The organism is Paenibacillus sp. FSL E2-8871 (assembly GCF_038000345.1).
Classification (GTDB): Bacteria; Bacillota; Bacilli; order Paenibacillales; family Paenibacillaceae; genus Paenibacillus_AQ.
On sequence record NZ_JBBOBV010000001.1, the window covers coordinates 6,377,275 to 6,393,863 of the forward strand.

Annotated in this window: 11 protein-coding genes; 8 read left to right on the forward strand and 3 right to left on the reverse strand. The window is 43.5% G+C overall.

What is annotated here, in order from left to right:
- The first annotated feature begins 71 nt into the window (after positions 1-71).
- From NYE25_RS28625 to NYE25_RS28650, 6 genes are all read left to right on the forward strand, one after another.
- A complete protein-coding gene (locus NYE25_RS28625; protein WP_341147462.1) occupies positions 72-1,427 on the forward strand; it encodes an erythromycin esterase family protein in 1,356 nt (451 codons plus the stop codon).
- A 138-nt stretch (positions 1,428-1,565) separates the two neighbouring features.
- Positions 1,566-2,252, forward strand: a complete 687-nt coding sequence (locus NYE25_RS28630) for a response regulator transcription factor (protein ID WP_076284294.1) — start codon at positions 1,566-1,568, stop codon at positions 2,250-2,252.
- Complete coding sequence (locus tag NYE25_RS28635) at positions 2,183-3,700, forward strand: sensor histidine kinase (protein WP_341147463.1); 1,518 nt, start codon at positions 2,183-2,185, stop codon at positions 3,698-3,700. The genes NYE25_RS28630 and NYE25_RS28635 overlap by 70 nt, the downstream gene beginning before the upstream one ends.
- Positions 3,701-4,225: 525 nt before the next feature.
- A complete protein-coding gene (locus tag NYE25_RS28640) occupies positions 4,226-4,933 on the forward strand; it encodes a DUF421 domain-containing protein (protein ID WP_341147464.1) in 708 nt (235 codons plus the stop codon).
- A gap of 107 nt (positions 4,934-5,040) precedes the next feature.
- On the forward strand, positions 5,041-6,537 hold the full coding sequence (locus tag NYE25_RS28645; protein WP_341147465.1) for an alpha-N-arabinofuranosidase: 1,497 nt from the start codon (positions 5,041-5,043) through the stop codon (positions 6,535-6,537).
- A gap of 12 nt (positions 6,538-6,549) precedes the next feature.
- A complete protein-coding gene (locus tag NYE25_RS28650; protein WP_341147466.1) occupies positions 6,550-6,837 on the forward strand; it encodes a hypothetical protein in 288 nt (95 codons plus the stop codon).
- Between the two features lie 44 nt (positions 6,838-6,881).
- On the opposite strand, the gene NYE25_RS28655 is transcribed toward NYE25_RS28650, so the two are convergent.
- From NYE25_RS28655 to NYE25_RS28665, 3 genes are all read right to left on the reverse strand, one after another.
- Positions 6,882-7,796 (reverse strand): ArsR/SmtB family transcription factor, encoded by a 915-nt coding sequence (locus NYE25_RS28655; protein WP_042186033.1) that lies wholly within the window; start codon positions 7,794-7,796, stop codon positions 6,882-6,884.
- A 172-nt stretch (positions 7,797-7,968) separates the two neighbouring features.
- Positions 7,969-12,717, reverse strand: coding sequence for a LamG-like jellyroll fold domain-containing protein (locus NYE25_RS28660; RefSeq protein WP_341147467.1), 4,749 nt, complete (start codon positions 12,715-12,717; stop codon positions 7,969-7,971).
- A 462-nt stretch (positions 12,718-13,179) separates the two neighbouring features.
- Positions 13,180-14,085, reverse strand: a complete 906-nt coding sequence (locus NYE25_RS28665) for an ArsR/SmtB family transcription factor (protein ID WP_042186035.1) — start codon at positions 14,083-14,085, stop codon at positions 13,180-13,182.
- Positions 14,086-14,360: 275 nt separating this feature from the next.
- Between NYE25_RS28665 and NYE25_RS28670 the strand changes: the two genes are divergently transcribed.
- On the forward strand, positions 14,361-15,605 hold the full coding sequence (locus tag NYE25_RS28670; RefSeq protein ID WP_341049423.1) for an extracellular solute-binding protein: 1,245 nt from the start codon (positions 14,361-14,363) through the stop codon (positions 15,603-15,605).
- A gap of 79 nt (positions 15,606-15,684) precedes the next feature.
- Complete coding sequence (locus NYE25_RS28675; RefSeq protein ID WP_341049422.1) at positions 15,685-16,563, forward strand: carbohydrate ABC transporter permease; 879 nt, start codon at positions 15,685-15,687, stop codon at positions 16,561-16,563.
- Positions 16,564-16,589: the final 26 nt, after the last annotated feature.

A 16,589-nucleotide genomic window follows, 5' to 3' on the forward strand; every position in this document is an offset into this window, starting at 1 on the left:
TCCTGTTACGATGTCTCTGCATGGTAAGAGAACGACGTAATAACAGATTTCGAAGGAGGAGAACATTCAACATGCAAGCAACGAAACGATTAACAGGTATCATTTCCCTGGGCCTAGCATTTTCATTATTACTATCGCCAGTGAGCGCCTCGGCGACCGCGCAGAAAATTACGGGGTCGAAGGAGAATATTCAAGAGATTAAATCTTTGACGTCATCGGACTATAAAGATTTAGCGTTTCTGAAGCCGATCTTGAAAGATAAGACGGTCATTAGCCTTGGCGAGAACTTTCACCGTGTCGCAGAATACAGCAGCATGAAGACAAGGTTGATCAAATATTTACACGAAGAGCTGGATTTTGACGTGATTGCATTTGAGTCGGGCCTTGGGGATTCCTTCATGACGTATGATCATGCAGGAACATGGACATCGCAACAAATGATGGAACGTTCAATTTTTCCCATCTGGCATTCCAAGGAGACTCTGAATTTATTCGATTACATCAAGAAGAAGCAAGGGACGAACGATCCCTTATATCTAGCAGGTTATGACATGCAGTTCACATCAGGGTACTTAACGCAATTTATTGCCGGTTGGATTGCCAAGGTAGACAAGGATCACGGCGAGAATTATTTCAACTTCGAAATGCAAGCGATGACGGATTTCTATAAGGTGCTCAACCAATATGGCATGGACGATAGTCATCCGGAGGCGAAAGCAGAAATCAAGAAGGTGAAGAATACGTACGAACCGAAATACAAGGCGTTGATCCAATTCATCCAAGAGAACAAAGAACAACTTGCAGCCGCCTACCCTGCGAACCCGCGGATGGTGGATATCGCTGTCAAGACGTTGGAGGATCGGGTCAAATTCATCGAGATGGGGATGTACGATACGAAGGAAAGCTATGAATTCCGTGATCGAATCATGGCTGACAACGTGGAGTGGTTAATGAAGGTGATGTATCCCGGCAAAAAAGTAATTTTATGGGCGCATAACGATCATCTGGCGAAGAATACGTCCAAAATCGAAACGAAAGAACAAGGGAAATGGATTAACAGCTTTACAAGTATGGGAGAATTGCTACATAAGAAGCTAAAGGATAAGGTCTACGTGTTGGGTCTGTACATGAACAGCGGTAAGGCGAGCACGATTACGACACAGAAGATCTTCGATATTCAGCCGATGCCGAAGGGGAGTCTGGAACAACTGATGATGCAGAGCGGTTATAAGATTGCGTTTGCGGATCTATCCAAGCACAAGTCTCCGAACAAAAATAATGCTTGGATGTTCAAACCGATCTATGCAGCCGAGGATGGCATGACGTCCGAGATCATTATGCCGATGTCGATGCGATTCATTCCAAAAGAGCAATATGACGGGATCATCGTCTTCGATAAAGTCAAAGAACCGACAACGAAGCTCTAACTCGGTTATACCTGAAAATTTAATTGTTCCCCTGTCGTGAACACCGTGTGTGCCGCTGCAGGGGATTTTTGGCGCACAAGAAGGTACAATGAGGGGATAAAGCTGCTAGATTGATAGACGCGAAAGGAAATTCAAGAGATGAGAGAAAAGATATTAATCGCCGATGATGAGCGAGAAATCGTCGGATTTATGCGCGATGCGCTTCAGGATGATGGGTATGAGGTATCAGTGGCTTATGACGGCAAGGAAGTGTTCGATCGACTGGGAGAGACGCCTGACTTAATCATCCTGGATATTATGATGCCGCATCTCGATGGGCTCGAAGTATGCCAAGCGATACGTGACCGGGTCTCGTGTCCGATTCTGTTCTTAAGCGCGCGCTCCAATGAAGCGGATCGGATCCAAGGACTCGCCGTCGGTGGCGATGACTATATCGTGAAGCCTTTTAGCATGCAAGAATTGAAGGCGAGAATAAGAGCGCATCTTCGTCGGGAGCAGCGGAGCCATCTTGATCATCAACCGAAGCTGCTGCACCATGGCGATCTCACGATGGATCTGGACAGCCATCAGGTATTCTACCAGAACCTTCCGATTCCGCTGACCAGCCGGGAGTTCGAATTGTTCCGGCTTCTCTTCATGCATCCGAATCAAGTATTCTCGCGGGAACAAATCTATGAGAAGATCTGGGGATTCGATGCGGAGGGAGAAGCAGCCACAATTACCGAACATATCAAAAATATCCGGGCGAAGCTGGCGTGCGCAGCACCGGAGAAGACCTTTGTTACAACGGTATGGGGGGTAGGATACAGATTCGAAAGGAAGTAAAGGCAAGTCGAAAACCGCTGCGCAGACAGTTTATGGGCGCATTTACACTCGTTCTTTTCTATAGCTTCATCGGCTCGATGCTGGTTTGGGGCAGTACTCTTTATGTTTTGATTAATCAAACGGACAAGAGCATTCTACCAGCCAATTATTATGAGCAGCAAATTCCCCAGATTCTAGGTTATGTAGATCAGCAAAAAGACGCCTTATTATCTCCTTCAAAGCAGAATGCGTTGGAACATGTTATTCTGACGAAAGGCATGCAGTATCAAATCGTGAATCTGAAGGGGCAAATCGTCTACGGCTGGAAGGGGCAGACTTTCGTCAACGGCCCGGAGGATGTGCTAAGCAAGCTGAACCGTAGCGAGAAACAGGGCGGGAAATATATCAATTACCACCCGATCCTTGATTCGCAGAAAAAATTAAAGGGGATGCTGGTGCTACGATACAGTTTAAGTGTATCCTCCAACAACCCTGGAAACGGGCTGCTCGTTATGCTTATTTTGTGCAGTTTGATCGCACCGTTCTTCTTCATCGTCTTGTTCTCTTTTATTTTCGCGAGAAAATTGGGTAAACGGCTCGAACCGTCGATCGCACGGATCATCGGGGGAGCTAGACGAATCCAGCAGAATGACCTGAATTTCTCCGTCGCAGGAGCAGGTGGGTCGAAGGAGCTGATCGAGCTCTCCGATGCCTTCGAAGAGATGCGGATCGCGCTGGAGCAATCCTTGAAGTGGGAGTGGAAGCTGGAGCAGGAGAGACGCGACATGATCTCTGCGATTGCCCATGATTTGCGGACGCCGCTGACGATCATTCAAGGTCATGTAGACAATTTAATCGAGAGCGGTGCACGCCGTCCCGAACGGCTGGAGAAGTACTTGTTAACCATTCAGAACAGTACGCAGCGTGCGGACAAAATGCTGACGGAATTGCTGTTCATGAATAAAATCGACACGCCTGATTTTGTCCTCCAGTATACGAGAGCGGATTTACTCGCCTTCTGTGAGCGGAAAAAAGATGAATACGCATTGTTATGCCGTGAGAAGTGGATTGCTTTTGACTTCTCTTATGTGAATAGGCGATGCGACCAAGAACAGCAGTTTCTTGTGGATACATCACGGTTGGAGCAAGTATTCGATAACGTGATTACCAATAGCTTGCGATTTACGCCAGTGGAGGGAAGGATCGAGTGGACGGTCATCGTAGAGGAGACGCAGATTACCTTTGACATGAAGGATACGGGGAAGGGGTTCAGCGCTCTTGATTTGCGGCGGATATTCGATAAATTCTACATGGGGGATCCGTCTAGATCTCTAGACAAAGGTCATTCCGGGCTTGGATTGTATACAGCACAGTTGCTCATTACAAAGCACGGAGGGCATATCGAAGCAGGAAACCGTGTCGAAGGCGGCGCACAGGTGATCATAACGGTGCCATGTAAAAAAGCCTGAAGAAACTCATCATACGAGTCTTCAGGCTTTTTGCTGCAATAATTCGATAAATTTATGGAACGCGCTTGTCTTGAAATGATCCCGTCGATAGATGAACTGTACGGTCACATGGCGGTAATGATCGGGATGGTACTGCACCGAGCCTTCCGATTCGGAACCAGACGAAGCTGTATGTTTCTGAAGATGCGTATGTCGATGGAGAATCGAAAGCTGCAGTCAATTATAGTTCGGTCAATCCTAAGCCCTTGGACTTATCGAGGGTCGAAGTGAGCGGCAATTCGATCCGGGAGGCTCAGCAACTCGAGCTGAAAGCGCAATGATTCTGCACAATCTGCTTGCAATCAAGACTGAAAAATAAGCATTCGTAGCTAGGGCTTTGGGACGGTTCAGTAGAACCATTCCAGAGCCCTTTTGACGTTTACAGAAGTCTCCGGATGACCTCTTAAAATTAAACCGATTGTAATGACGTTTCATTTCACCTTGGTTTGTGAATAATAGGGGATTGAATAGAAAGGAGCATTAGAGATGCAGGCGCATATGGATATTGTTCTTCGTACTGTGGTCGCTATGATCATGCTGCTAGTGATAGCTAAGATATTGGGGAAACAAACGATTTCTAATTTGACGTTTCATGATTTTGTGACAGGTATTATATTGGGATCGCTTGCGGCAAATTTGGCTTTTAATAAAGACCTGAAGTCGTCATATATGATCGTGGCGCTCATTGTTATAACTGCTACGTCTTTTCTACTATCTATCATAGCTATAAAGAGTCGTAAAATGAGAAGCTGGATCTCAGGATCACCTACGGTACTTATCGAAAACGGGAAAATTCTTGAAGGGAATATGAAAAAGGTAAGGTATTCGCTAGACTCCTTGGATCAGGCACTGAGGGAAAAAGAAATTTTTAATCTAGAGGTAGTAGAGTATGCCGTATTAGAAGATAACGGAATGGTATCCGTCTTAAAGAAACAAGAGTATCAATATGTTACTCGAAAAGATTTGAAGCTTCTTTCGGTTCCTCAGAGCTTTCCCGTTGAGTTAATTATGGATGGCGTCCTTATTGAAGAGAATCTTGAGAATAATGGACTGACCAAAGAATGGCTGGAGAACGAATTAAGACGGAAGGGGAAACGGATCTCCGACGTATTTTACGGGGTAAGAGGAACGCAACAGCAGCTTGTTTTTGATTACTATGAAGACGGGATAAACAAACCGATTGATAAAGAATAGATTCATTCATATTGGAGATTGACGGATCGCTGAGGACCGCTCTATAATGTTTGTATAATTATTAATTAGTTAATAAAAATATAAATGTTGAAAGGCGGAGTTTATTCATGGCAGATCGCGCAATCCTTAACACAGACATTCGCAAAGGTATGATAAACAAAAATATTTATGGACACTTCTCTGAGCATCTGGGACGTTGTATTTATGAAGGCATTTGGGTCGGAGAAGATTCACCGATTCCTAACACTAACGGTATTCGTAATGATGTTGTGAAAGCGCTTAAAGAAATACAAATTCCAGTACTTCGCTGGCCGGGTGGATGTTTTGCAGATGAATATCATTGGAAAGATGGTATTGGTGATCGCGAAGCTCGTAAACGTATGATCAATACGCATTGGGGCGGCACGGTTGAGAACAACCATTTTGGTACACATGAATTTATGGAATTATGTGAGATGCTGGAATGTGAACCTTATATCAATGGTAATGTGGGAAGTGGTACGGTTCAAGAGATGTCCGAATGGGTAGAGTATTTAACCTTTGGCGGTGTCTCACCGATGTCTGAGCTTCGCCAGCAGAACGGTCATCAAGAGCCTTGGGCTGTCACTTATTTTGGCGTTGGTAATGAGAATTGGGGCTGCGGCGGGAATATGCGTCCAGAATATTATGCAGATCTTTATCGCCAATATCAGACGTATGTACGTAATTACGGGGACAATCGTATTCACCGGATCGCTTGTGGTCCTAACGTGGATGATTATCACTGGATGGAAGTTTTAATGCGTGAAGCTACACGCTTTATGGACTCGATTACCCTTCATTATTATACGATTCCTGGTCCAGCATGGGAGAATAAAGGGGCAGCAACAGGCTTTGAAACTAGTGAATGGTTTAGTACTTTAGAGAAGGCCCTTCGCATGGATGAGCTGATTACTAAACATGGCGTTATTATGGACAAATATGACCCGGATAAAAGAGTAGGCCTTATCGTTGACGAATGGGGAACTTGGTATGATGTTGAGCCGGGTACGAATCCAGGATTCCTATATCAACAAAATACAATTCGGGATGCCCTTGTAGCTGGCGTAACCCTGAATATTTTCCATAAACACAGTGACCGGGTACGGATGGCAAATATTGCGCAGACCATTAACGTGCTTCAAGCAGTGATTTTAACCGAAGGAGAAAAAATGCTGCTAACGCCTACCTATCATGTATTCAATATGTTTAAAGTCCATCAGGATGCTGAGTTGTTGGATTTAACAATCGATAGTGGGACTTACAGCTTTGAGGGCAGCGAGATTCCTGAAGTATCTGCTTCAGCTTCCGTAACAGACGCTGGGATCATTCATGTCAGTCTTTGCAACTTGAATCACGCTGCATCAGCTACTGTACCCCTCGAGCTGCGTGGCCTTTCCGGGCAGAAGGTTGATGTGACAGGCACTACGCTCACAGGTAACAAGATAGATGCTCATAATACATTTATTCAGCCAGATGCTGTCGTACCGAAAGCTTTTACAGCCTTTACACTTGAAGGTGATCTTCTTAATGTAGAGCTGGCTCCAATGTCAGTAACTGTGCTGGAGATTACGCCGAAGGCATAAGGTGGTGTTATCATGTCAACAACATCTGCATGCAAGGGGTGTCGCGACGATTATAAGGTTACCGATGCACAGATAGAGCGAATCTTGTCATCATCCATGTTTAAGACAGAGCTTTGTGTTCCAGATGAGGTTTATGCTGAACGGATTTCTCTTTGCGGGACTTGTCCTAAGCTGCATCAGAGTGTGACTTGCGTAGCTTGTGGATGCATTATTCCTGTTGTAGCTAAACTTAAGGAACGTGGCTGTCCACTGCCTGGTGGCGGATTATGGGGACCCTTCATTGAACATGAAATAAGGTAAAATAAGAGCCGCATTCGACTCTCCAACGGGAGATGAATGCGGCTTTATTCATGGGTATCTGTGTAGAACAGCTCAACGATTAGATCATCATTATAGTTGCCAAAGCCTTTGCCAAAAAGGGTAATGCCGCCAATATGCTCGGCCTCTTCATCGACGGAAAGCTTGAAAGTCCATTGCTTGTTGCGAATGTTCACTTGATCCAGCGTAACGTCGGACAGTTTCAGGCCGTCCATAAACGTGCCTTTAGATGTAATGCGCAGCTGCTTAAGAAGGCCGTATTGATTCGTGAGTGCTGGCCACCAAGCTGGCGTGTATTTACCACGTCTATCTCCGTAGTCACCAGGACTTGTCCAGAATCCAAGCTGTACTCCGTTCAGTGTGAAAGTGATGTCGGAGGGCCAATTATTATTAATGGAAGGCGCTTCGGAGGCAATCTCCATCGTAATGATTAGCTCCTCGGGCTGTTGACTGGAGAGAAGGAAGTTAGGAATTTTATATTCGATATATCCTTTGCCGAACCAGAGAATACCAGCATTCATACGCTCGAGATCCCAGAAATAACGGGGATCATCAAAGCTGCCAATCACTTGCTCTGTAGTGGCAAGACCGCAGGTAGGCTCGATCATGAAGTCGGAATAATGCCCAACAGGAATCTCCTTGCGGTAGCTTTTGCGCTCATTAATTTGTCTGCCTGGAAAGGTGATCTCGGCACTTTCAGCAGCCAGCGTACAGATCTTTTGCAGACCACTTCGTCCAGGTGCCATATGTGTCTGGATAAGTCCTGCAGCTTCTAGCTTACGCACATGCATTGTCATAATAGCGCTGCTCAAATTTACCGCTGCGGCCAATTCCTTGACATTCATTGGGTTCTCGGCAAGCAAGCGCAGCAGGTGCAGACGAACTGAACTGGCTAAAGCTTCGTAGACGGGAAGAGATTCTTCCGACAGGTCAAGTTTCATAGATGGCCTCCAATTTAGTTCAAGACGTATAGTTAATGATTATATTATTTAAATGCTTGTTTTACAATACGAAGGTGAGAAAATTTCTGGACGCTCATTCACTTTGATCGCGTGATTTAAGATAAAAAGAACGGAGCCTGAGGCTCCGCTCTCTTTCCAAATGATGATTCTCTTAATTTACATTTGAGTTATATTCGGTCAGTATTTCGTCTGATTTGAGTGCTCTGCTGTAGATCTTCAGTTCATCAATCATTCCCTTATAAGGTACGTCCCAATAGTTTACGCCAAGAGCGAACACACCATTCTTGTTCTTAAACACATTCGGGAAGCCCTCACCGGAGAATTGCTCAACTCCGTCGAGGTATACCTTCACGGTACCGTTGTTGACCGCAAATGCTACATGCGTCCATTTATTCTCTGGAATCTTCATAGCGGAAACAGCATCATACCATGCCTCGCCAGACCATAGCAGTGTTTTACCTGCGCCGTTCTGTGGAACGAAGCTAATCCAGCTGTTTATCGAAGCAGCACCGAAGAAGGTTGTTGTTGCATCAGTAAGCTGCTCAGGGTTTAACCACATAGATACGGTATAGGTATTGCTGTCAATTAATCCATTAGGTAAACGGATCCCGGAAACACCGTCAAATACTGCTGCTTGATTAGTGATACCGTTACCGTAAGTGATGTTACCTACAGTTGGAGCCTCGATTTTTATTCCCGTAACCTGTCCAGTACCGACCAATTGGAGGGAGTCATCAAGGTTTCCATCAAAAGCATAATAGGCTACTTTTCCATCCGTAACGTTTACCTTATAGTCTGCTGAGACACCACTACCATCAGCCGCAGTGGCTGTAATCACTGCTTCGCCACCTACCGTTAGCGCTGTTACAGTTCCGGTTGTAGCATCAACTGAAATGGCGCTAGGATCACTAGAACTCCAAGTAAGTTTCTTATTTCCTGCATTGGTAGGCAGTACTTTTACTTGAGGGGTAAAGGTATTACCCACAGCCACATCCATTTCAGCATCATGGATGGTTATCGTACTTACTTTTACATTACTGTCAGGCTCACCGTTTACCAGCAAGTCTACAGCTTCAGCGGAAAGTGCACTTTCGTAGATACGCAGGTTATCAATCAAACCTTTGTATGGGATATCCCAGTAGTTTACACCCAGGGCGAATACTGCATCTGCACTGTTAAATACATCCGTAAATCCTTTTCCAGTGTACTTCAATACTCCGTTCACATACAGCTTCACAGTCCCGGTATCGTAAGTGAAAGCTATATGCGACCATTGGTTAACTGGAATCTGCATGCCTGCTTCTGCATCGTGGAAGGTTTGGCTACCAAACCACATCCGGGTAGTAGCTCCACCGTTTCCATAAGGCAAGAGACTAATCCAATTCATATCTGTTGTAGCACCAAAGAAGGCTGTAGTGAATTGAGTCAGTTCTTGTGGGTTAAGCCACATGCCTATTGTGTAGGTGTTGCCTTTAATCAAACCATTTGGTAGGCGAATACCGGAGCTACCGTCGAATTTAGCTGCAAGACCAACTTCACCTGTCTCATAAGTGATGTTCCCACCAGTATTGTTAATCCGATTGCCGGTAATTGTACCCTTATCAGTACGATCTCCGTTCTCTGAAAGATCTCCTTCAAAATCATACGCTGCCACCAAACCGTCTTCCAGTATATTTCCAGTCAGTTCCATTACAATGATAGTAAAGGTCTTAGTTGCAGTAGACTCACCCAGCGCAATCGTAGCAGTAAGTTCAATCGTTGCGTTTCCGAGTCCTTTTTCAGGACGAACAACTGAACCATCGTTTCCTACTACGGCTTCATTGGAAGACGACCACGTAATGACTGTTCCTCTTACGGCCTCAGTTGGGAGCGTAAGATCTTTGTATACTTTACTTGTGTTGCCCAAGCTTAAACTATCTTTAACATTGGATACAATTTGATCTGTACTCAGCAGTTCAATTTGACTGCCCCAGACGGTAACACCCTTATTGGACATGGCTGTGAAAGTCATAACATTGCTCTGACGAGTGGAATCCCATTGTTTTACGAATACACCTTTGTAGAGATTTTGTACAGTAGCTCCGTTTTCTATTTCATTGATGAGAAGGTCGGCGTAATACTCTCCTTTTAGCTCCCAAGAACCGGTTACGGACCCTGTAATGGTTCCATCACCTCGCAGTTCGATAGCTGTTGTGGATTTAATTTTAGCAGAAGTATCTTTCCCGTGATTCACGAACTGGTAAGCTCCAATAACATCTTCCTGCATAACAGCTGCGATAGTTTCACCAGTGTAACGATGAGGAGAAGTGAGCGGCCATCCATCTTCGTTGGTGAACATTTGATGCACACGAAGCTCATGTGTTTCACCACGCTGCGGGAAGCGAGTGTGGAAGAAGTTGAATATTTTACCCGTCTCTTCATCATAATTGACTGAATTATGGCCTGATGCAACATAGCCGTAAGTTTGGAAGTCTGGTTCACTATTCACGTTCGTGAACATGAAGTTACCAAGAACTTTGTTGCCAATGGCCGAATGGTCATTGCTCGTTGCCAGCACTGCACTTTGTCCGGCAGCATCCACATAAGGACCATCCGGATTCGTTGAACGGAACTGACGCATATTGTAACCACCGTCGGACGCTAGTCCTCCATAAGTTACATATAAGAAGTAGTAATCTGTATTCTTGTCGTAAACGATATACGGACCTTCGCCCGATTTGGTCATACCGCCAGAAATATGGGTACCGAAATACCGATCGATTAGACGTCCATCAGCGGTCGTTCCGTCTTTACCCGGATATTTAGGCTCGCCGGTAGCTGGATCGATTTCTAGAATAAATATACCGCCTGACCATGATCCATAAGTCATCCACAGCTTGCCGTCTTTATCGTAGAATAACGTCGGGTCAATTGCGTTTGTATACGTTTTGTTCTTATATGAACCGCCTGCGTCAAACCAATCTGGGTTGGCATCTTCTAGTGTTCCGTTATCAATAAGCTTTTGAATATTTGTGTTTGTCCATTTTTTATTAATTTTGCTGTTAGTATCGTAATCTTCTTCCTTGGTGAAGCCGGAATAAATTACGGTATTTCCATAGGTATAAGGACCTTCAATATTTTGCGAAGTGGCAAAGCCAATCGCTGAGCGGATGTAAGTGGAAGAAGCACTATAATACATCATATAAGCGCCAGTGGTCCCGTCCGCATTCTTATAATTCTCATTCCAGAAAACGTCTGGAGCCCATATGGAGAATCCGCCTTTACTGTCAGAATCGTTCTCTCCAGCCCATTTAAAGGATTCTGCCAGATTCGCGGAAAGATCACCAAAGAGTACGTTGCCTGGTGTTGTATAACCATTTGTGAAACGAGTCCAGTTCAGCAGATCATCCGATTTGGCCGCATCGATATGAGACCCGAACACATAATACGTTCCTTTGTCTACAGCCACCGAAGGATCATGTACAGAAACATTGGTGAGTGCTGGTGCCGTTGCTGACGGACCCGGCGTAGCAGTAGGAGTCACTGTAGCTGTTGGAACCGGAGTAGTAGTAGGTGTAGCAACAGCGCCGCCGTCCGATCCACCAGAACCTGAACTACCAGAACCAGACGTTGCCGTAGCTGTCGGAGTAGGTGTTTCAAATTTGATTAGGTTACTGTATTTACTGTCAAAGCCAACCTTCCCGGTGCCTTGGATAGTAATCATATCGTTTATACCAAGGATAAGATTCTTGATTGCTGCACCAGCATCTACACGTAGCTTGGCTAATTGGTTCAATGTAACTTCAGTAATATTGCCTGCAGCTAGATGTAGTGTAGGCACTCCTAACGCTTGTACCTCAGCAGAATCAAAGTTTCCTCTCAGCCTGATGATTGAATCGTTCGGGAGCGTATTCTCTATAACGACCCGGCCGAAGCCTGCACCCGTCAAAGTAGTATCTTCCTCAAGCATTACACCGGTATGTACACGTACACTTGGTACGGCACTCGTTCCTTTAGTAACGACGCGGAGTTTCCCATTACGCTTATCTACAACCATGTCACCTGCATTAGAGTTACTAAGTACGATACTATTTTCGCCGCCGCCGGATACGAATATTGTTCCTTTAACAGTGACGTTATTCAGCGTGATATCGCCTTCTGCAATACCTTCGGTAAGGTACAGGTTTCCGGAGATGGTGGAGTTGTTCAACTCAACACCCGGGCTACTAATTACCATATTCTGAGTGGTAATCCCCGTATAACTCCCGCTCTTAGAAGTGATTTCCCCGGCCAACTTCTCAATCATACGCAGTGCTTCCGCTCTTGTTACGGCTTTTGCGCCTTTAAAGCTGCCGTCACTATAACCATTCAAATAACCTTCGCCAAATAAAGATAATACAGCTTCTTGGCTCCATGAGGGTAAATCTTCAACATCTTTTGGTGCAGAGGTATTTGCAGAAGAATTGAGCTGGAATAGTCTGTGCAGCATAACCGCGGCTTCTTGACGACTTACTACCTGTGTTGGTCGGAAGGTGCCATCGCTATATCCTGATACATATCCTGCAGCCGAAGCTTTCTGGATATCGCTGTAATAAGCACCTGACACTAGTACATCCGTGAAGGCAATTTCTGATTTTTCCTGCAAATTAAAGACCCGATTGATCAATGTGACCCATTCCGCGCGGGTGATCTCTTGATTCGGTTTGTAAATTCCATTTCCATAGCCTGAAATCAAGCCCTTATCCACCCAGGATTGAAAATCTTTCTGTGCCCAGTGGCCCGAATAATCGACAGCCTGTTGTTGCGTGGATGGTGCGATTGTTTTGGAATCGCTTGGAGAAGCTGCTGAAATGAATGGTGCAGGTACTAGCAGCGTGAGTGCAAGAAGTGAAGCGGTTAGCTTACGAGTTGTTTTCCTCAAATTCATGATCCTCCGATTCTATTGATTAGAGCTTGCGGCGGTACGAAAAATGTAAAACGCTTACAATAGAACTACTAAAAAAACGTTTTTCACAAATCAAAATGGATTTGTTTTATGTTTATACAAACCATATCGTGGAAAACGTTTTATATTGATCTCATTTTAAGCATGATATTAGCATATAGTCAAATAGAAATTTATGAAACGATGAATCTATTTATATTTTTATTGATAAAAGGGTAGTTGGGTTTGGATAGCGTATGAAAAGTACTGCAGATTACTACTGGAGTTGTGGAAAGTGAAAGAAGGTGGGAGAAGTGGGCGATAAAGAGATGGATAGGGGAAAGTGATAGCTGGTTCATATCACAGTACAGATAGGGGGGGCTAAGGAAGAATAAATACTAATTAGTTGTTCGCCCCCATGAAAGAACCAACCTTGATACATGTGCGTACTAGAAGAGTTTAAAGGTAATACATTTTGAACATGATATCTTGATCATGATTTCCGAATTTTTTTCCGAAAATTGTCGCGCCTCCGACGTGTTTTGCATCTTCCTTCACTTCGATCCGGAAAGTCCATCGGTCACAGGTCGTATCTAAATCCTCAATCGAAACGGAAGACATGGGGTCACCGTCAATGTATGTTCCATTGTGATTAGTAATTCTAATCGTTTTTAGTAATCCATACTGGTTAATATTGTGCGGCCACCATTCAGGTGTGAATTTACCTCTTGCATCAGCAAAATCCCCAGGGCTTGTCCAAGTACCTAATTCCAAGCCGTTCAATGAAAAGGTGATGTCTGAAGGCCATACGTCATTGGCAAATGGAAATTCGGAAGAAAGCTCTAGGCTAATTTCAAATTGCTGCAAGGTTTCATCTTTTTTCAGAAAATTGGCAATGTTGTATTGAACATAACCTTGGGTAAACCATAGAATCTCTGCATCGACTCTTTTAGAATCCATGAAATACTTAGGTTCGTCTACTCTGCCGATAAACTCTTTCTCTGTGGCAAGTCCGCATGTAGGCTTCAGATCATAATCCGTATAATGACCAATCGGTACCGATGTCTCATAGGAGGCAAAGGAATGAAAGATTTTTTTAGGGAAGTTAATCTCAATATGGTCGACTCTAAGAATTGAGATTTTTTGCATTCCGGATTTACCAGGAACTTTTTCTGTTTTTATGATTCCTGCATCTTCTAACTTTTTAATGTGTTTTGTTACGATGGGACTGCTTATTTTAAGTTCTTCTGCCAAATCTTTGATGTTCATCTTATTTTTGGAGAGTAACTGAATGATTTTTATTCGTACTTCACTTGCCAAGGCTTCATAAACAACGAGAGAGGACTTGTCTATTTCCAATTGCATTTTATCCACTTCTTTCAAAGTAATTTCATATACTGTAAAGTTTATTAATCTCTATATAAAGTAACACGAAAGGTAACTGAAGTAAATAATATATCGCTTTCACCTCGTCTTAATGAACTAAAAGGTTAACTAAGTTTTAAAAAAATCTATTAAGTTTATTTAAAAGTTATTGACTACGCTTTCAAAGCAACTGTATACTAAGTTTAAGTTAATCGTTTCCAACGAAGTTAATGTGAATGATTATCTTAACATTACAGCTGCAGGGGGAGAGAGTAATGAAAAAGAGATTTGGAGTAGTATTAGCAACGGTTCTAATGTTAACGACAGTGTTAGCAGGATGTGGTGGTAAAGATGATAGTAAGACGATTACGTTCTGGACACCGCTGACTGGTGATGATGGTGCTTATATGGATCAAATCGTTAAAGACTACAATGCAACGAATCCAGAAGTTAAAGTGAAGCACGTTATTACAGCTGATATGTACACAAAAATTTCTACCGTTTTGGCTTCCAGCAAAGGTGTCCCTGATTTAGCAATTATCCACGCTGACCGTGTACCTGGGTTTGTTAAGCAAGGTGTCTTAGAATCCATGCAAGATACTGTATTGCCAGCACAACCTGAACTAAAAGCTGAGAATTACTTACCACAAGCTTGGAACACTGGTAACATCGACGGAACGCAATACACAGTACCTCTTGATATCCACAGTAACGTAATGTATTACAATAAAGATTTGCTCAAGAAATATAATGCTGAATCTTTCTTGGATGATAACGTTGTTACGATTGATGAAATGCTTTCCTTACAAGGTAAATTGGATGAAGGCGACTATGTAGTTAATGATGCTTTGCTCGGATGGGTTATCCTGGCTCAAATTCAAAACTTGGGCGGAGATATTCAGGTGGATGGCAAACCTGCTGTTAACTCCCCAGTATTTAAACAAGCCTTTGAAGACGTTAAGAAAATTGCTGATGCTGGTTTGATGACTCCATTTGGTGAAGACGGTTACTTGATGTTCCAATCCCAAAACGTACTCTTCTCCACAGACGGAACTTGGAGTTCTACCGCACATGCTGGAGTTGAAGGCTTGAACTTTGGTGTGACTAACATTTATTCTCCAACCGCTGATAAATTCACGAATAGATCTTCTTCTCACTTGTTCGCTATGCTTAAGAACGATAAGAGAACAGATGAAAAAGAAGTAGGGATTGCTAACTTCTTAGAATATGTGCGTACAAACTCAATGGAATGGGCAAAAGCTGGTCAAAACGTCGCAAGTAACGTAGTTAACCAAAGCCCGGAATACCAAAACTACATGCAATCCTTCTTTACTTCTAATGAAAAGGAAATTGAATCCCTTTACATTTACACATATGAGTACTACCCATACATTGCAGAAGCAGTAGATACTTATTGCGCAGATATCGTTCGCGGTAACGTTGATCTAGATGAGACCTTGGCAACCATGCAGAAGTTTGTAGAAGATAAGATCGCAGAAAGCAGCAGTGCAGCGAAATAAAGCGAAATAGAATAGATTGTACGAAGTAATGTGCCGTACTGTGGTGCATTACTTTGTGCAAAAGGAGAAATGAAATCCTATGAAAAAGAAAATAAACTGGGCACCTGCCTTCTTTGTAGGTCCGCACGTCATTTTGTTTGCTATCTTCATTTTATTGCCAACGATTTATGGGATTTATGCTTCATTTACAAAGTGGAATTTAATGAGTGACCCGGTATGGGTAGGCTTTGATAACTATAAGGCCATTCTTTTTGATGGCAAATCAACGTTTCATACTCAATTTTTCAGAGGTCTGAAAAATACATTGATCTTTGTGGGTCTCTCTGTTCCATTATTAATAGTTATCCCATTAATGGTTGCTGTTGCACTAGAACATAAAAAAGTTAAAATGAAGAGCTTAATTCAATCTATTCTCTATATTCCGGGCTTGATTTCGATTTCTGCGGCTGCACTAATCTGGCTTTTGATCTTTAATAAGCAATTGGGGATTACTGGTAATCTATTCGGATCACAAATTGCTTGGCCTGCAAATCAGCCGTATGCGTGGATTATCATCATTGTAATCACACTATGGGGCGGTATTGGGGGCAATATGATTATTTATCGTGCTTCCTTAAGTGGCGTTGCGCAAGAATTATATGAATCAGCCGAGCTCGATGGTGCGGGTTCAATTAAAAGATTCACAAGTATCACCTTGCCATCTATTCGTTTTCCATTAATCTATACCTTTGTTATGACAACTGCCGGAGCCTTCAATGTATTCGGCCAACCGTTAATGATGACTGATGGCGGGCCTCGACAAAGTACACACGTACTCATGATGTATATTCGTCAATTAGCTTTCGGTAACGGTGAATCCATTGCAGGGATGGCATCGGCGATGGCAGTGTTATTAGGATTAGTAATCTTGGTAATCTCAGCGCTGCAATATTATGTAATGAACCGAAATGCTACATAAGGTTCTCGGGAACTAACTGATTAACA